The sequence below is a fragment of the Rhodoferax sp. genome (assembly GCF_034519335.1).
Classification (GTDB): domain Bacteria; phylum Pseudomonadota; class Gammaproteobacteria; order Burkholderiales; family Burkholderiaceae_C; genus Allorhodoferax.
This window is the reverse complement of sequence record NZ_JAXHOL010000023.1, coordinates 40136-58057: the sequence shown is the minus strand read 5'-3', so window position 1 is coordinate 58057 and position 17922 is coordinate 40136. Positions and strand designations below refer to the sequence as shown.

Annotated in this window: 14 protein-coding genes; 5 read left to right on the top strand and 9 right to left on the bottom strand. The window is 61.2% G+C overall.

The genetic code is table 11. The features are described 5' to 3' along the window. Nucleotides 1–31 precede the first annotated feature (31 nt). From U5O12_RS09845 to U5O12_RS09820, 6 genes are all read right to left on the bottom strand, one after another. Entirely contained in the window at nt 32–508 is a 477-nt protein-coding gene (locus U5O12_RS09845; RefSeq protein WP_322578465.1) for a VOC family protein, read from the bottom strand. Beyond that, nucleotides 505–2553 carry an acetyl/propionyl/methylcrotonyl-CoA carboxylase subunit alpha gene (locus tag U5O12_RS09840; protein ID WP_322578464.1) on the bottom strand — a complete coding sequence of 683 codons (2049 nt, stop codon included), beginning with the start codon at nt 2551–2553 and terminating at the stop codon, nt 505–507. Before U5O12_RS09840 ends, U5O12_RS09845 begins: the two co-directional genes overlap by 4 nt. Nucleotides 2554–3173: 620 nt before the next feature. Continuing rightward, a complete protein-coding gene (locus U5O12_RS09835) occupies nt 3174–4706 on the bottom strand; it encodes an acyl-CoA carboxylase subunit beta (RefSeq protein ID WP_322578463.1) in 1533 nt (510 codons plus the stop codon). Nucleotides 4707–4748: 42 nt separating this feature from the next. Further along, nucleotides 4749–5774 (bottom strand): methylmalonyl Co-A mutase-associated GTPase MeaB, encoded by a 1026-nt coding sequence (meaB, locus tag U5O12_RS09830; RefSeq protein WP_322578462.1) that lies wholly within the window; start codon nt 5772–5774, stop codon nt 4749–4751. Then, on the bottom strand, nt 5771–7960 hold the full coding sequence (gene scpA, locus U5O12_RS09825) for a methylmalonyl-CoA mutase (protein ID WP_322578461.1): 2190 nt from the start codon (nt 7958–7960) through the stop codon (nt 5771–5773). The genes meaB and scpA overlap by 4 nt, the downstream gene beginning before the upstream one ends. 88 nt (nt 7961–8048) lie before the next feature. Next, nucleotides 8049–8675 carry a TetR/AcrR family transcriptional regulator gene (locus tag U5O12_RS09820; RefSeq protein WP_322578460.1) on the bottom strand — a complete coding sequence of 209 codons (627 nt, stop codon included), beginning with the start codon at nt 8673–8675 and terminating at the stop codon, nt 8049–8051. A 139-nt stretch (nt 8676–8814) separates the two neighbouring features. Here U5O12_RS09820 and U5O12_RS09815 point away from each other — a divergent pair, with 139 nt between their 5' ends. The 5 genes from U5O12_RS09815 to U5O12_RS09795 all read left to right on the top strand — a co-directional run bounded on the left by U5O12_RS09815 (nt 8815) and on the right by U5O12_RS09795 (nt 15567). Then, on the top strand, nt 8815–9126 hold the full coding sequence (locus tag U5O12_RS09815; protein ID WP_322578459.1) for a c-type cytochrome: 312 nt from the start codon (nt 8815–8817) through the stop codon (nt 9124–9126). 2 nt (nt 9127–9128) lie between these two features. After that, on the top strand, nt 9129–10490 hold the full coding sequence (locus tag U5O12_RS09810) for a D-arabinono-1,4-lactone oxidase (protein ID WP_322578458.1): 1362 nt from the start codon (nt 9129–9131) through the stop codon (nt 10488–10490). Nucleotides 10491–10492: 2 nt separating this feature from the next. Then, nucleotides 10493–11758, top strand: a complete 1266-nt coding sequence (locus U5O12_RS09805) for an alanine racemase (RefSeq protein WP_322578457.1) — start codon at nt 10493–10495, stop codon at nt 11756–11758. An 86-nt stretch (nt 11759–11844) separates the two neighbouring features. Further along, a complete protein-coding gene (locus tag U5O12_RS09800) occupies nt 11845–12498 on the top strand; it encodes a GntR family transcriptional regulator (protein ID WP_322578456.1) in 654 nt (217 codons plus the stop codon). Nucleotides 12499–12627: 129 nt separating this feature from the next. Continuing rightward, nucleotides 12628–15567 carry a putative bifunctional diguanylate cyclase/phosphodiesterase gene (locus U5O12_RS09795; RefSeq protein ID WP_322578455.1) on the top strand — a complete coding sequence of 980 codons (2940 nt, stop codon included), beginning with the start codon at nt 12628–12630 and terminating at the stop codon, nt 15565–15567. A 25-nt stretch (nt 15568–15592) separates the two neighbouring features. Here U5O12_RS09795 and U5O12_RS09790 read toward each other — a convergent pair whose 3' ends face one another. The 3 genes from U5O12_RS09790 to U5O12_RS09780 all read right to left on the bottom strand — a co-directional run bounded on the left by U5O12_RS09790 (nt 15593) and on the right by U5O12_RS09780 (nt 17898). Further along, nucleotides 15593–16378 (bottom strand): N-acyl amino acid synthase FeeM domain-containing protein, encoded by a 786-nt coding sequence (locus U5O12_RS09790; RefSeq protein WP_322578454.1) that lies wholly within the window; start codon nt 16376–16378, stop codon nt 15593–15595. A gap of 284 nt (nt 16379–16662) precedes the next feature. Beyond that, nucleotides 16663–17490 carry a thioesterase family protein gene (locus U5O12_RS09785; protein ID WP_322578453.1) on the bottom strand — a complete coding sequence of 276 codons (828 nt, stop codon included), beginning with the start codon at nt 17488–17490 and terminating at the stop codon, nt 16663–16665. 81 nt (nt 17491–17571) lie between these two features. After that, entirely contained in the window at nt 17572–17898 is a 327-nt protein-coding gene (locus tag U5O12_RS09780) for a hypothetical protein (RefSeq protein ID WP_322578452.1), read from the bottom strand. Nucleotides 17899–17922 lie beyond the last annotated feature (24 nt).

Below are 17922 nucleotides of genomic sequence, written 5' to 3'. Positions count from 1 at the left end.
TCCCCTTGAACTGCCGTTGGAAAGCGGCAACTCAACTCAAAGCGGCGATTACATCCGGCGGTGCCTGCACCAATTCGATCAACACGCCCTCCCCGGCAATCGGGAATTCGTCATTGCTCTTGGGGTGCAAAAAGGTGATGTCGTAGCCCGCGGCCCCCTTGCGGATGCCGCCGGGCGCAAAGCGCACGCCTTTGGCCGTGAGCCACTCCACCGCCACCGGCAAGTTGTCTATCCACAAGCCCACATGGTTCAAGGGCGTGGTGTGCACCGCCGGCTTTTTTTCAGGGTCCATGGGCTGCATGAGGTCAACTTCCACCTTGTAGGGGCCGGAGCCCATGGCGCAGATATCCTCGTCCACGTTTTCCTTCTCGCTCTGGAAAGTGCCGGTGACCTCCAGGCCCAGCATGTCCACCCACAGGGTTTGCAGGCGCTTTTTGTCGGGCCCGCCAATGGCGATCTGCTGGATGCCCAAGACCTTGAAGGGGCGTTTGTCTGCAGCAGCGCTCATACGAACTCCACGATGGCTTGGTCAACCGACAGGCTCTCGCCCTTGGCGGCCAGCACCTTGCCGACCACACCATCGGCGGCGGCAAACAGCACGTTTTCCATCTTCATGGCCTCGATCACGGCCACACGCTCGCCGGCCTGCACCTTCTGGCCGGGCACCACCGCCACATCCACCAGCAAGCCGGGCATGGGCGAGAGCACGTAGCGGCTCATGTCGGGCGGTGCCTTGTGCGGCATCAGCTTGTGCAGCTCGGCCATGCGCGGGGACATGACCAGCGCATCGATGCGGGTGCCGTTGTGCTGCACGCGCAGGGCCAGCGGGTTCTTGGGCGTGCCGCGCTCCACCTGGGCCGTGAAGGCTTTGCCGTTCACTGTGCCGGTGATGGCAATGTCGTTCAGGCGCGATTTGCTACGAATAACATAGCTGCTCGCGCCCACCCGTACTTGGGCAGAGCCGGTGTCACCCTCAAACTCGTCCACATGCACCGCGGTGTAGCTGTTGTTGCCCGCGGCATCCAGCGTGACGACCACATAGTCTTTGCCTGCGTCCACGGCGTAGCCGGGCAACTGGCCGGACATGCCCGCCGCGCGCTCGCGCGACTTGCGGCGCACAAAGGCGGCCAGCGCGGTGAGGAAGGCGGCATCGTCATGCGGCACGTCTTCCGCAAAGAAGCCCTTGCCGTAGTTCTCGGCGATGAAGCCGGTATTGAAATCACCGCTCACAAACTTGGGATGGGCCAGCAACGCGGCCTGGAACGGGATATTGCTCGACACACCACGAATCACAAAACCGTTGAGGGCCTCGCGCATCTTGGCAATCGCGTCATTGCGGTCCTTGCCATGCACGATGAGCTTGGCAATCATCGAGTCGTAGAACATGGGGATCTCGCCACCGTCCTGAACGCCGGTATCCACGCGCACGCCTTGCAGGTGCGCGGTGTCGCCCTGCCACATGGTTTGGTCCGGCGGCGCAAAGCGCACCAAACGCCCGGTGCTGGGCAGGAAGTTGCGGAACGGGTCTTCGGCGTTGATGCGGCACTCAATGGCCCAGCCGTCGCGCTTCACGTCAGCTTGCGTGAGCGGCAGCTTTTCGCCAGCCGCCACGCGGATCATCAGCTCCACCAGATCCAGGCCAGTGATGCACTCGGTCACCGGGTGCTCCACCTGCAGGCGGGTGTTCATCTCCAAAAAGTAGAAGTCCTGGTCCTTGCCGACCACAAACTCCACCGTACCGGCGCTCTGGTACTTCACGGCCTTGGCCAGTTGCACCGCCTGCTCGCCCATGGCTTTGCGGGTGGCGTCGCTGATGAAGGGGCTGGGCGCCTCTTCAATCACCTTCTGGTGACGGCGCTGGATGGAGCATTCGCGCTCGTTCAGGTAAATCACATTGCCATGGCTGTCGCCTAGCACCTGGATCTCGATGTGGCGCGGCTCCTGCACAAACTTCTCGATGAAGATGCGGTCATCGCCAAAGCTGTTGCGGGCTTCGTTCTGGCAGCTAGCAAAGCCTTCAAACGCTTCCTTGTCGTTGAAGGCCACACGCAAGCCTTTGCCGCCGCCGCCCGCAGACGCCTTAATCATCACGGGGTAGCCAATGCCTTTGGCAATCTCCACTGCTTGTTCTGGGCCACTGATCGCGTCGTTGTAGCCGGGGATGGTGTTGACCTTGGCTTCATTCGCCAGCTTCTTGGAAGCGATCTTGTCGCCCATGGCGGCAATGGAGTGTGCCTTGGGGCCGATGAAGGCAATGCCCTCGTCTTCGCAGCGCTTGGCAAACGCTTCGTTCTCGCTCAAGAAACCGTAGCCGGGATGCACCGCTTGTGCGCCGGTTTGCTTACAAGCGGCAATGATTTTTTCGGCCTGCAAGTAGCTCTCGCGACTGGGAGCGGGGCCAATGTTGACGGCCTCGTCGGCTAGCGCCACATGGCGGGCTTCCTTGTCGGCGTCTGAGTAGACGGCAACCGTCTTGATGCCCATTTTTTTGGCGGTGGCGATGACGCGGCAAGCGATTTCGCCACGGTTGGCGATCAGGATTTTGGTAAACATTTCTAGTCTCCTAACGGTGTGGGGTGTGCCAACTTAGGCATGTGTTTTTTGAGATGGCGTTTTGTCTGAGCTCGCAGCGGCCACGGCGTATCCGCCTCCGCTCATGTCCCCCGCCCTGCGGGCTCCTCCTTGACTTCGCTGCGACGGACACACCATGCCCGCTGCTGCGAAGGCGCGTGCTCTACAGGCCCAGGCATACCAAGCCGCCGGGATCGGGCTGCCTGTGCGTTTTGCGCAGGTCAAGGAGGAGCGCGCAGCGCGGGGGACACGGAGCAAAACGCTCAGGTAACCCGATCCCGCACCAGCGAAAATAGCTGCCCCTCTTCTACGATCAAAAAGATGCAAAGGGTGAAACGAATTCATGATCTCTTCCATTCACCAATCTCCGTAAAAGTAGAGGCGGTGGTCTCGGTCTTCTTCAAAGCCTTTAGGACACCAATTCCTACTCAATACGCGATCGCCTATGACGGCCATTTGGGTGCCTGTAATTACTTGGCCCCCAACTTCAACCGGGCCAATAGCACTATGCGCTATCCGAAGGATGAACTCCTCCGGCGAACCAATGTGAGAGTCAATAGCCCGCAATGCGTCCTCGACACTGCTGACCGTTGCGATGTGCTTCACAGCGGAATGTTCCCGTGCTTGCGCCACGGGTTTTCCAACTTCTTGTCCTTGAGCATGACCAGCGAACGGCAGATGCGTTTGCGGGTTTCGTGCGGCAGGATCACGTCGTCGATAAAGCCACGCGCACCTGCCACAAACGGGTTGGCAAAGCGGGCTTTGTACTCAGCTTCCTTGGCGGCTAATTTCGCAGGATCACCCTTGTCTTCGCGGAAGATGATTTCCACGGCGCCCTTGGCACCCATCACCGCAATCTCGGCATTCGGCCAAGCCAGGTTCACATCGCCGCGTAGGTGCTTGGAGGCCATCACGTCGTACGCGCCACCGTAGGCCTTGCGGGTGATGACGGTGATCTTGGGAACGGTGCATTCTGCATACGCATAAAGCAGTTTCGCGCCATGTTTGATGATGCCGCCGAACTCTTGAGAGGTGCCGGGCATGAAGCCGGGCACATCCACAAACGTGACCACGGGAATATTGAAGGCATCGCAGAAGCGCACAAAGCGTGCGGCCTTGATAGAACTCTTGATGTCCAGGCAACCTGCCAGCACCAGCGGCTGGTTGGCCACGATGCCTATGGTCTGGCCGTCCATGCGCGCGAAGCCGATGATGATGTTCTTGGCGTACTCGGGCTGAATCTCAAAGAAGTCGCCATCGTCCACGGTTTTGACGATCAGCTCCTTCATGTCATACGCCTTGTTGGCGTTCTCGGGCACCAGGGTGTCCAGGCTCAGGTCTTTGCGGTCGATGGGGTCGCCACTCTTGCGTACGGGTGCCTTTTCGCGGTTGTTCAAAGGCAGGTAGTTGTAAAGACGGCGTAGCATCAGCAGCGCTTCCACATCGTTCTCAAACGCCAGGTCGGCCACGCCACTCTTGGTGGTGTGGGTGAGTGCGCCGCCCAGCTCTTCGGCGGTCACTTCTTCGTGCGTGACGGTCTTCACCACTTCGGGGCCGGTCACGAACATGTAGGAGCTGTCTTTCACCATGAAGATGAAGTCCGTCATGGCCGGGCTGTACACCGCACCACCGGCTGACGGCCCCATGATCATGCTGATCTGCGGAATCACGCCGCTGGCCATCACGTTGCGCTGGAACACGTCGGCATAGCCGCCCAAAGAGGCCACGCCTTCCTGAATGCGTGCGCCACCCGAATCGTTGAGGCCGATGACGGGTGCGCCGACCTTCATGGCCTGGTCCATCACCTTGCAGATTTTCTCGGCATGGGCTTCAGACAAGGCACCGCCGAACACCGTGAAGTCCTGGCTGAACACAAACACCAGGCGGCCGTTGATCATGCCGTAGCCGGTGACCACGCCGTCGCCGGGAATCTTCTGCTCGTCCATACCGAAGTCCACGCAACGGTGTTCGACAAACATGTCCCACTCTTCAAACGTGCCTTCGTCCAGCAGCACTTCGAGGCGCTCGCGCGCGGTGAGCTTGCCTTTTTTATGCTGTGCGTCGATGCGCTTTTGCCCACCGCCCATGCGGGCCAGCTCTCGCTTGGCTTCCAGTTGTTCGAGGATGTCTTGCATGTTATCGTCCTTCAGGTCAGAAAATGGAAAGTCTTTTGCTATCTATTTAGGAGCTGCCTGCGCAGTGAGTTCGAGCGCTGAGAGCAGATTTCTTGCTGCAGTGCTGGCAGCCATCTGGCCTGCCTGCACCGCCGCGGTGAGCTGGGGCAGCTGCTCGCGCACCGCCGGGTTTTGTTTGAAGGCTTGCTTCAAGCCTGCGTCGATGCGCTCCCACATCCACGACAGCGACTGGTTCTGGCGGCGCTGGCTGAACAAGCCGTTGGCGGTTTGCAGGGTCTGGAATTCGCACACGGCTTGCCAGAAGGTGTCGACGCCCCGCCCCAACAACGCGCTCAAGCTGATCACTTTGGGGGCCCAGTGCTTGTCGCTATGCGGGTCATTCGGGTTGCCGTGCATGCCCAGCAAGCGCAAGCTGGAGGTGATCTGCGCCTGCGCGCGGGTGGCGGCATCGGCGTCAATGTCGGCCTTGTTGATGACCACCAAGTCGGCCAGCTCCATCACGCCTTTTTTGATGGCCTGCAAGTCGTCGCCCGCGTTGGGCAGCTGCATCAGCACAAACATGTCGGTCATGCCCTGCACTGCTGTCTCGCTCTGACCCACGCCCACAGTTTCGACAATCACGATGTCGTAGCCTGCCGCCTCGCAGACCAGCATGGCCTCGCGCGTTTTCTCGGCCACACCGCCCAGCGTGCCGCTGCTCGGGCTGGGGCGAATAAAGGCCTTCTCGTGCATGGACAACTTTTCCATGCGCGTTTTGTCGCCGAGGATGGAACCGCCGGATACCGAAGAGGACGGGTCAATGGTGAGCACCGCCACGCGATGGCCTTGTTCAATCAGGTACAGGCCCAGCGCTTCAATGAAGGTGCTTTTCCCCACGCCGGGCACGCCACTGATGCCCAGCCGGAACGACTTACCAGTGTGTGGCAAGAGCGCGGTGAGCAGCGCATCACCCTGGGCCCGGTGGTCCACGCGGGTGGACTCCAGCAGGGTAATGGCTTTGGCAATAGCGCGGCGCTGCAGGAGAGACTCGCCCCCCAACAGACCGGCCTGCACGGTTTCAGGTGTCACCCGAGTGCCTTTTCGATCTGGCTCAGCACATCCCGTGCGCTCACCGGGATCGGCGTGCCAGGGCCGTAAATACCCTTGACGCCTGCGGCGTACAAAAAGTCGTAGTCCTGGCGCGGAATCACACCGCCTACAAAAACAATGATGTCGTCAGCACCCTGCTTCTTGAGCTCGGCGATGATGGCGGGCACCAGGGTCTTGTGGCCCGCGGCCAGGGTCGATACGCCGACCGCGTGTACGTCGTTTTCAATTGCCTGACGGGCACATTCTTCGGGGGTCTGGAACAGCGGGCCCATGTCCACGTCAAAGCCCAGGTCAGCAAACGCGGTGGCTACCACTTTGGCGCCGCGGTCGTGGCCGTCCTGGCCCAGCTTGCTGATCATCACGCGGGGGCGGCGGCCTTGTTTGTCGGCAAAGCCGGCGATGTCGGCCTTGAGGGCGTTCCAGTACTCCATGGTGTCTCCTTGGGCGCTGTCGTAGGCGGCTGCGTACACGCCGCTGACCTTGTTGGTATCGGCGCGGTGGCGGCCAAAGGCTTTCTCCAACGCATCACTCACCTCACCCACTGTGGCGCGCAGGCGGATGGCTTTGATGGACAAGTCCAGCAGGTTTCCGGTACCGGACTCTGCTGCAGAAGTGATAGCAGCTAGCGCAGACTCCACGAGCGCGGAGTCGCGTTTCGCCTTGATATCTTGGAGGCGGGCGATCTGGCTTTCGCGCACGGCCACGTTGTCGATGTCGCGGGCTTCGATCTGGTCTTCGTTCTTCAACTTGTACTTGTTCACGCCGACGATCACGTCCTGGCCGCTGTCGATGCGCGCCTGCTTCTCGGCAGCGGCGGCTTCGATCTTCAGCTTGGCCCAGCCGCTGTCCACGGCCTTGGTCATGCCGCCCATGGCTTCCACTTCTTCGATGATCTTCCAGGCGGCATCGGCCATGTCCTGCGTCAGCTTCTCCATCATGTAGCTGCCGGCCCAGGGGTCGATCACGTTGGTGATGTGGGTTTCTTCCTGGATGATGAGCTGCGTGTTGCGGGCAATGCGGGCGCTGAATTCGGTGGGCAGTGCGATGGCTTCGTCGAAGCTGTTGGTGTGCAGGCTCTGCGTGCCGCCAAACACCGCAGCCATCGCTTCGATGGTGGTGCGCACCACGTTGTTGTACGGGTCTTGCTCTGTCAGGCTCCAACCGCTGGTCTGGCAGTGCGTGCGCAGCATCAGGCTCTTCGGGTTCTTGGCGTCAAAGCCCTTCATGATGCGGCACCACAGCAGCCGTGCCGCGCGCATCTTGGCAACCTCTAAATAGAAGTTCATGCCAATCGCCCAGAAGAACGACAGGCGCCCGGCGAAGTCGTCCACATCCAGCCCGGTAGCAATAGCCGTCTTCACGTATTCCTTGCCGTCCGCCAGCGTGAAAGCCAGCTCCAGCGCCTGGTTCGCGCCCGCCTCCTGCATGTGGTAACCCGAGATGGAGATCGAGTTGAACTTGGGCATGTTCTTGGCGGTGTAGCCAATGATGTCGCCGATGATGCGCATGCTGGGCGCGGGAGGGTAGATGTAGGTGTTGCGCACCATGAACTCTTTCAGAATGTCGTTCTGAATCGTTCCCGAGAGCTTGTCTTGCGATACGCCCTGCTCTTCGGCCGCCACCACATAGCCCGCCAGCACCGGCAACACCGCGCCGTTCATGGTCATCGACACCGACACCTTGTCCAACGGAATTTCGTTGAACAGGATCTTCATGTCTTCCACTGAGTCAATCGCCACTCCTGCCTTGCCCACATCGCCCGTGACGCGCGGATGGTCGGAGTCATACCCTCGGTGGGTGGCCAGGTCGAACGCAACGCTCACCCCCTGGCCACCTGCCGCCAGTGCCTTTCTGTAGAAGGCATTGCTCTCCTCGGCCGTCGAAAAACCGGCGTATTGGCGGATCGTCCAGGGGCGCACCGCGTACATCGTCGCCTGCGGGCCGCGCAGATACGGCTCAAAGCCCGGCAGCGTGTCGGCGTGCTTCAGGTCGGCTGTGTCTGCCGCCGTGTAGAGCGGCTTGACCGCGATGCCGTCGGGTGTGATCCAGTTCAGCGCGTCCACATTGCCGCCGGGCGCGGACTTCGCGGCGGCCTTTGCCCACTGCTCCAGGGTGGCTGTTTTGAACATTTCTTCCGGCTGATCCGGCTGGGCAGGTGCTTGCATGCTTATCTCCACAAGTAACGCGGGGCGATGGGTTTCATTATTCATAATTATAAATTAAACAAGAAGACAGACAAGCAGAGGAAACGACTCAGGGACGCAAATCGTCCACCAGGGCCACCACCACCCGGGCCAGCCCCTCGCCAACCAACTCCACGGGCTGCTCAGGCTCATCGAACAGCATCTCCATCAGGCTATAGGCACATTGGATGGCCACGCGCGTCATCGCCCGCACCCGCTCGGGCGGCGCTTGGGGGAAAGCCTCTTGGCACACCGCAGCCAGGGCTGCAGCCATGCTTCGGTGCGATTCGAGCACCACCCCGTGCAAGGCAGGCACAGCCTGCACCGCCCTTGTGATAGACACCCCCGCAGGGTAGGCCCGGGTCACCTCCAGCACCTGTGCAAACAGCTCCAGCACGCTGCGGCCCAGCGCCTGTGGTGGCTGGCGCAGTGTCGCTGGCGTGGCCCAGCCCAACAACACCTGGTTTTGGGCGTCCATCAGCCGGTGCCCGAGCACCGCCAGCAGGTCATATTTGTCGTGGAAATAGCGGTACAGCGTGGGCGGCGTCAGCCCTGCGCGTTTGCAGACGAGGTTTGTCGTCAGGCCGTCCAAGCCGGCTTCGGCCAGCACCTCGGCGGCCACCTCCAGGATGCGCTCGTAGGTTTGCTGGGCCCGCACTTGTTGCGGCGTTGTCGTCTTTTTCGCAAGGTCCGTCATGGGTCAGGAGGGCTTTTGATTCATGGTAGCACCGGCCTGCGGCCTAGGGTTCTCCCCGGTGGGCGGAAGCGTAAAACCCAATAAACTAGTTTTTACTATGTTTTTAGCACGCCGTCTTTTTTGGCTCTCAATAGCAACCTTGTGGCTGCTCACCCTTAATGCGTGCAGCCCCCAGCCCGGCCCAGATGCTCTGCCCCGCGTGGTGCTAGACGCCCGCTTGCAAGGCCTGTACGAGCGTGCGTGCGTCCATTGCCACGCCGCCAAAGGCAGCGGCGCACCCCAGCAAGGTGATGCCGCAGAGTGGGCGCGCCGCGCAAGCCAGGGCGACGCCGCCCTGCTCGCCAGCGTGCGCCAGGGCAAAGGCGCCATGCCGCCCATGGCTTGGTGCGCCGAATGCAACCAAGAGGACTTTCAGCAACTCATCGCCTACTTGCGGGCCCCCAAGGAGTGAGCATGCAACGCCGTCAAATCCTGCAAACCCTGACAGCAACTGCCTTAATGGCTGGCCTGCGCCCCCCGGCTGTCGCCCAAACCGGCACCGCCCCGCAGGGCTGGCACAACTGGTCAGGTTTGCAAAGTTGCCAGCCCCAAGCCTGGAAAGCACCAGCCGACGAGACCGAAGTGCTGCAGCTGCTGCAAACCGCCCCGCCCCCATTGCGCAACCTGGGCGCGGGCCACTCCTTTAGCCCGCTTGTGCCCACCACAGGCAGCCTGCTCTCGCTGGACCGGCTCTCAGGCTTGCGCCAGCACGACCTCAAAACCGCCACCGCCACGCTGGGCGCTGGCACACGCTTGGCCCAGGCCTCACGGGCGCTGGACGCCGTGGGTCTGGCGTTTCGCAACCTGCCCGACATTGATGTGCAAACCCTGGCCGGTGCCATGGCCACCGGCACCCACGGCACCGGCATGCAACTGCCCGCCCTGCACGCGGACCTGCAGCAACTGGTGTTGCTCACCCCCACCGGCCAGCGCCTGGAGTGCAGCCGCCAGCAGCACCCCGAGGTGTTTGCGGCAGCCCAAGTGTCTTTGGGGGCCTTGGGTGCCATTGGCGAAATGACCTTGCGCGTGCGCCCACGCCATGTGCTGCGGCGCAAGGCCTGGTTGCTGCCGACGGAGGAGCTGCTACGCGCCATTCCACGCCTGGCGGCCGCGCACCGGCAGTTTGAGTGCTACCTGCTGCCCCACACAGGCTACGGTGCGGCCATCGTGCACGACGAGGTGCAACAGCAACCTCAGGCACGCACCGAAGCCCCCGACGAGGACGTGCTGGCCGACCTGAAACGCCTGCGCGACTGGTTTGGCCGCTGGCCTGCCATGCGCCACTGGGTGGCTCAGCGCCTGATTGACCCCAGCTTGCAGGAGGAGGCCGTGGACTGGTCGTGGAAACTGCTGTCCACCCAGCGCCCCACCCGCTTCAATGAAACCGAATGCCATGTGCCCCAGGCCGACGGCGTGGCCTGCCTGCGCGAGGTGCTGGCCGCACTGGAGCTGCGCAACGATGTGTTTTTCCCGGTCGAGTTCCGCTTTATCGCCGCCGACGATGCCTGGCTCTCCCCCTTCTACCAGCGGGCCAGCTGCTCGATTGCCGTGCATGCCGCACACGATGAACCTTGGGACTACCTGCTACGTGACATGGGCGTCATCTTCCGCCGCTATGGCGGACGCCCGCACTGGGGCAAGCTGCACGACCGCAGCCAGGCAGAGCTTCGCGGGCTCTACCCGCGGTGGAACGACTTCCTGGCCGTGCGCCGCCAGCTCGACCCCCAAGGCCGCATGCTGAATCCACATCTGCAACGCATCCTGATGGGAGCCTGAACATGCAACGCCGCCATCTGATTTTGGGCGCTAGCGCCACTGGCGTAGCCGCTGCAGTGGCCCTGCGCCCGGGTGACCGCGGGGGCGCCCATGACGCCTACTTCCAGACACTGGCCCATGCCCTGCAAGACCACCCCGCCCAGCCCACCCTGGTGGTGGACAAAACCCGCCTGAAGGCCAATCTGAATCGTATCCGCACGCTGGCCCACCCCAAGCTTCCGCTGCGCGTGGTGGTCAAGTCCTTGCCCTCTCTACCCCTGCTGGACGAGGCCTTGGTCGCCTGGCAAACCGAGCGTGCCATGCTGTTCAATGCGCAGCAACTGGTCCTGATCGCGAAAGCGCGCCCCCAGCTGGACCTGCTGCTGGGCAAACCCTTGCGCGCCTCCGCCGCGCGATGGGCGCTGGAGCAAGCAGGCAACAGCCCGGCCGCACTGCGCACCCAATGGCTGGTGGACAGCCCGGCCCTGCTGGCAGACTACCGCACGCTGGCGCAGGGCCTTGGGCGCCCGCTGCGCATCAATCTGGAAATTGACGTGGGCTTGCACCGTGGCGGGGTGGAAACTGCAGAGCAGATGACTGAGATGTTGGCCCTGCTGCGCGAAGAACCCTTGCTGGAGTTTTCGGGCCTTATGGGCTACGACGCCCACTTGGCGGCTATTCCCGACCTGCCGGGCAACCGCAGCCAGGCCTTGGCCCACGCCCAAGCGCGCTACGCCGACATGCTGGCACTGGCCCGCCAAGCGCTGGGCAGTGCCAGCGCCGCGCCATGGACGCTCAATGCCGCGGGCTCCCCCACCTTCCATTTGCACCATGACCAGCACGCCCCCAATGAACTGTCCGTCGGCTCGGCGGCCGTCAAACCACTGGACTTTGACAAACCGTCGCTGACCAGTCTGGAGCCCGCCGCCTTTATCGCGACGCCAGTGCTCAAAACCATGGAGACCTTCCGACTGCCACGCGGCGCAGAAACTGTCTCTGCCCTCGCCCGCTGGTGGGATGTCAACCAGCGCCAAGCGCTCGCCATCCACGGCGGGCATTGGTTGGCCGACCCGGTGTCACCACCGGGCGTACAGGCCAGCAGCTTGTATGGCCCGTCGTCCAACCAGCAGGTCATGGTGGCCCCACCCTCCGTGGGCCTGCGGGCAGGCGACTGGGTGTTTTTCCGCCCCCGGCAAAGCGAGGCCGTGTTTCTGCAGTTTGGCCCGCTGGCGGTGTTCGATCAGGGTCGCCTGGACGCCCAGTGGCCCGTGTTTCCGGCTTCTGCCTGAGCAGAACTAGCCTCTGCATTATTCGTAATTATGTATTTTGAGACGGCACACCTTTACAATCTGGCAGCCCTGTACACCTGCCATCTATGCCACCTGCCACGCCCCCTCTCGCCCACCGCGCCCTGTACGAAGAAGTCGCTGAGCTGCTGCGCCAGCGCATCTTCAAGCGTGAGCTGGAGCCGGGCACCTGGATCGACGAACTGAAGATTGCCGAAGAAATCGGCATCAGCCGCACCCCGCTGCGCGAGGCACTGAAGGTGCTGGCCACCGAAGGCCTGGTAACCATGAAAGTGCGCCGCGGCGCCTATGTGACCGAAGTGTCGCAGCAGGACCTGGCCGACGTGTACCACCTGCTCAGCCTGCTGGAAAGCGACGCGGCTGGCGTCGTAGCCACCAAAGCCACGGACGCGGAACTCAAAGAGCTGCAGACCTTGCACAAGGCATTGGAAGCCGCAGCCAAGCCCGGCAAGGCCAACACCGACCAGTTCTTTGCAGTGAACGAGAAGTTCCATATGCGATTGCTAGAGATCGCCAACAACCGCTGGCGCGACCAGATGGTCGCCGACCTGCGCAAGGTCATGAAGCTGAACCGCCACAACTCCCTGCTCAAAACCGGCCGTATCGAAGAATCCTTGGCCGAACACCGCGCCATCATGGACGCGCTGACTGCGCGCGACGCCGCGCTGACAGTACAGCGGGTGCGCGAACATTTTGCCAATGGTCTGGAAGCGGCAGAGTAAGTCGAAATTTCACTTGCATAGACATGCCGTAGGCCGTGCATGTATTGGGATACCATCGCGTCTCATCAGTGAGGTCTGGTCCCGCCTGCACGACCCGGAGAGGTTGTACGGCACTCTGTTCTTAAACCCGTGGCAATCCGAAAGCACATCGAAAAATTACTCGATAGGCTCGCATCCGTACTGATCCCAACCCTGCTGGTTGCGATTGCCATTGGTGTGCTCATGTTGAAGCTCACGCAGGTCGATCCGGTGTCATCCGAGGTCCTGCCGATCCGTGTATGGATGCAAGATTCCGTCACACCAGTGCCCGACCACAAGGCTGCGCTGGGCCTTCTTGAAAACAGCACCCCCATAACATCGTATGAAACCAAGCTCGCAACGCAGGACTTCTGGTTTGCGCTGAGCGCGGGTCCGGCTTTCGACGGCAAAAAACAAGTGATTGAGTTTCCATCGCGGCACTTGGTCACACTCTCCTGCTGGGACATCGCTGACGACAGGCATTTGGGTACGGCCTCGCGTAGCGGGGTCGGGGGACAACTGTCTTACAGCCGGGGCGGATTCGCCCTTGCAGGAATCCCTGAACGCTCTTTGGACCAAGTGGTATGCAAGGCTGCGTTCCGTGGTCCGGCCAAGATATCGGCCCGTTCGTGGCCAGTGGACGAATTGCGGAACGCGCAAGCTACCCACAAAAATGCAGGCGCAACTTTGGAGGTGGGTATTGGCGTCCTGGCCCTCTTTATGTTGCTGACCGCCTGGGTGACACGCAGCCGCTTGTATTGGACTTTCGTCGGTTGGCTGTTACTCAATATGCGCATGGCGTCCCTCTCGGCCGGGACGGATTGGGACATGTTTGGCATCGTGATTGATCCATCCATGGTCATAGGGATGCGGCAATGGACGGTCTGCCTGTACTTCTCCATGACCGTTGCGTTATTCAGCCAGCTTTTCAAGAAAGAGTTGGACGAACTTAAAGCAGGCTGGACACTGGTGCTATTGCAAGTATCCGCTGTGGTTATAGTTTCGTTACCCCTATTGCTCACGTTCGAACAAACCTTGCGTGCGATCTGGCCATGCACCGCAGCGGGCACTGCCATCATTGCCTGGTACCTAGCAAAGATTCTGCGCAAGACACCCTCCCGCGTAGCGAGCTGGTACGCGGCGTCGATTGCCATAGCCACCTTGGCCGGCTTGGCCGAAGTCATCGTAGCCGCCACCGGACAGGTCGTGCTGATGGCGGGATTCAACCACGTCACAGCCGCCATTGCCTCTGCACTCCTCGCTTCACTCGCCATGGCCGAAGACATGCGCACCGATCGGCTGGAAAAAATCGAGGCCCAAAAAACCGTTCAAGCGGCCTACAAGGATTCGCCGATTGGCCTTTTTACGGTCGGCAAGGGGGGCCTCTTGCTGAACACCAATCCGGCCTTCCAGCGCATGCTCGCGGGCATGGGCCCCGACGTACCAACCCATGTCGCACAGCTATTCGGGCGCGAGGTGGTTGATGCCATCGCCCAGCTGCAGTACACCGGCGCACACCACTCAGTCGAACTGCAAACCAAAGTCACCAATATCCAGACGCGGCTGGACCACTGGTTCTCCATCAAAGCGTCAACCGCAAATGGCAGCACCGTGGAAGGAACCTTGCAAGACATTACCGAGCGGGTGCGGGCCAATGAGCGGCTGGAGTTCATGGTCAACCACGACCCCCTGACCGGGTGCCTGAACCTGCGAGGTATGACGCGCACGTTAGAACGGTATGAGCGACAGCCCGACGCGCTGGCTTATCTGGATCTGGACCGCTTCAAGTTGATCAACGACCTCTACGGACATACCGCCGGGGACAACGTGCTCAAGCAAGTCTGCCGCCGCATACAAAAACACCTGGGGCCCAACGATATGCTGGCACGGATGGGAGCCGATGAGTTTGTCGTGGCCTTCTCCCAAGCCAGTATGGAAGAGGCCTCCAGCATCTGCAGGGACATCGTCCATGACATTTCCTCGGCGAGCTATCCCATCGACTCGCAGAGTTTTTCCCTCAGCGTGTCGGGTGGCCTCGTGGGCACTGCGCAGTTTAGCGAAGCCCCTTTGAACGAAGTGATTTCCGCTGCGGATACTTTGTGCCGCGTTGCCAAAAGCCGCAGCGGCGAACGTCTGGTGGTGATGGAATCGGGCAACCAGTTCTTTCAGCACCACAAGGAAGAGCTGGACCTTATTGCTGCGCTGGAGCGTGGCGAAACGCCAGCGGGCCTGTTTCTGGTGATGCAGCCTGAGATTTCCTTAACTGCACCTTTCGATTCCTTGAACTTTGAAGTCTTGCTGCGCCTGCGCAAGGCGAATGGTCAGGTACTTCCCGCGGGCATCATCATCAACGCAGCCGAGGCCCACTGCAAGACTGCCATCATTGACCGGTGGGTCGTCAACACCACCATTGCGTGGCTGGAGACACACGCAGCCTCCTTGGTGAACACGCGCTTCGTCGGAGTCAACCTCTCGGGCGGCTCGCTCAACGACGACACATTCACCGCGGAACTGTTTGCACTGTTCGAACAGCATCCGGTTGCCACATCCATGATCTGCATTGAGATCACCGAGACCGTGGCCCTGACCGACATGCACAAGATGCAGCGCTTCATAGATCGGGTGCGCAGCATTGGCGTGAAGGTGGGGCTGGACGATTTTGGCGCGGGCTATTCGTCCTTTGGGTACCTCAAGCAGCTCTCGGTAGATGCCTTGAAGCTCGATGGATCGCTGGTGCGCGATGCCGCACACAGTCCGTCCGGCATGGCGATTGTGGAAGCCCTTGCTGGCCTGGTGAACAGCCTGGGCATGAAATCGATTGGCGAATTTGCCGAGGACCTGCCCACGATCAAAGTGCTGGCAGCAGCCGGTGTCGACTACGCCCAAGGCTACGGCATCAGCAAACCCGTGATGCCCGAGCGCATCCTGGCGGCCAAGAGTGGTGCTGATTTCATTGAAGACCCCGAGATCATGGATTTCATTCGAACCTTGCAGAGAGAATCGACCGACAACATGTCGCTGTTCCCCTCTGCATACATGCCCCTGACTTGAGAACGCCTGGACACTGACCGGACTGTCAGGCCCTCAAGGCCATTGGCTGCGATACCGCGGTGTTGGTGGGCTGCCTGGGCATCAGCCTGCGCTCTGGCAGATAGGTCACAGTGGCACCACCATCTGGGCATTGCCACTCGTAGTTCAAATCCTGCGCCCTGGAAATGTCGATATCGGGATGGTGCGTTTCAAATATGAAGCTATACAGCGGGTGCTGATGTGTCCGCCACAGTTGCTCGGCGTTGCTCGGCGAAAAACTCAACACGCGGTGCGGCACGCCTCCGGCATGCGCCATCGGGTAATACACGCGTGGCTCTTTGACATCTTCGAACAACAAACTGTCATGAATGCGGTCTACATGCCTGCGTGCTGCAACCACCATCCAATCCACGTTCTGGTCCAGGCAATACTGGTGCATTGCTTTGAACAGGGCATTTCGCACGGTGGAGGCACCAAGCCCTCCCTTGACACAAAGCCGTGTCGTTTCCACCATGCGGGTCCCGCGGAAGCGATGGGGTAGCTCTATGGACGCCTGCAGTGGCAAAGGGTTGTACACATTGGCGTGGGTTCGGAGCGTGCCCAGCAAGCTGCCGTCCAGCTTGGACCTGGCGGCAAATACTTCGCAGCCACGAGAGAAATCGGCGGGCTCGGGTTGACCAAGCTGAGCGGCCAAATCGGGCAAGTGTTTACCATAGGTCTGCGCCCGCAAAGTGGCTACTTCTTGAAGCGCTCGACGCGCAACTATTTCGACCCGGAATGGCAAAACCTCTTCGTTTGAGGCGATGTGGGTCGAGCGGGCTGACGGAAACATGGAACACTCCCTAGTTGAATTTAAATTCAGTCTAGGGTTTTCCCCATGCAAGTTAACTGGCAATTAGCATGTTGATTGCGTGGCAATTTGCGGCTTTGAAAATACTGGGATTTGCTACCCACCTTCTTTTCTAAGCACAGGCTTTACCGGCTTTCCTGCGTCTGGGCCTTCAGTACAACGCGCACGAAGAGAAGCTTCCGCGCGGTAGCAGTGACCGGGTGATCGCGACATCCCGGGGGCTGCGTTACCGCTGCTAAATCCGGGCCATTCGGTGGCTGCGTAACTCAGTCACGCTTGCGCACAAACAGGCTCTGCGTGGCCCGCCCAATCAAGCCCGCTTCGTCGTACAGCGCCGACTCGGCCAGACCGCCGCCGTGGCTGGACAAATGGGTGCGCGCATCCAGGCAGATCCACTCGCCCACGGGGCGGCGCAGCAGGTTGATGCTGAGGTCGGAGTTGACGAAAACATGGGTGGAGAGATCGAGGATGGCGCTGATGCCGTTGCCCGAATCGGCCGCCACCGCCACGCGCTGGTAAGGGCTAGGTTTTTGGCCCTGCACCAGTGGGTAGCTCAGGCGGAACCACACCGCACTGGGCCCTGCGAACATGCGGCCGGCAGCCAGCCGGGTCTCCACCAAATCGGGGTAGCCCAGTTCGCCGCGGGCAAACGGAAAGCGCTGCACGGGCGAATCTGCTGGCGACTTGGGCGCCTTGGGCAGCGGGTGGCCGGGCAAACCACTGGGAATGTCCACCTCGCCCTCGCGCTGGAACAGGGCGGTGGCGCGGATCAGCTCTTTGCCATCGGCCAGCGCAATGGCCGAGAAGTGCCCGGCGTTGCGGCCCACATAGTCCTCCTGCACACGCACCTCTATGTCGGCTATCGGCACCGGGCGCAGCAGGTTGGCCGTGAGCCGCGCCATATGTTGCAGGCCGTGACTCTGGGCTGCCGCCTCCAGCGCATAGCTCAGCAGCGCAATGGGGGGCCCGGCGTGCTGCTGCTGCGGGTGCCAGGGGCCGCGTGTGAGCTGGCTGGCGCGGAACACGTGGGCGTCCAGCGCCGTAAAAGCCGCGGCGGGTGCACGCCCTGTTGTCGGTACAACCGTAGTTGACATATCGATCACTCCTCTTTTGATAGCTACTCACGCATATTCCATGGGCGCTAGAGGCCAATTTCTTGACTCATAAATGCCCCCCTAGGCCTGCCACACCCCAAACCCTGCGGCTCGCAGGCTAATCCCCAATTCCACCTCCAGGTCGCGCGCTGCTTCGTAGGGCATAGGGTTGTAGGCCTCGTACAGGTCGGGCAACAAACGCAGGCCAAATTTCAGTACATAGCGGTTCGCCTGGATGCCGGCCTTGTGCTTGTCAAACCGAATATCAGGGTCTAGCCCGGTCATGCCCACATACACGCAGGGCTTGCCGGTGATGTAGCCCGGGTTGGCCCGCATGAACTTGGCAATGTCGAGCACTTTGGGGGACAACTCCACCACGTAGACATGGTGATGCGCGCGCTTGGCCATGGCTGTCTCCTGCGCGTCTGAAGC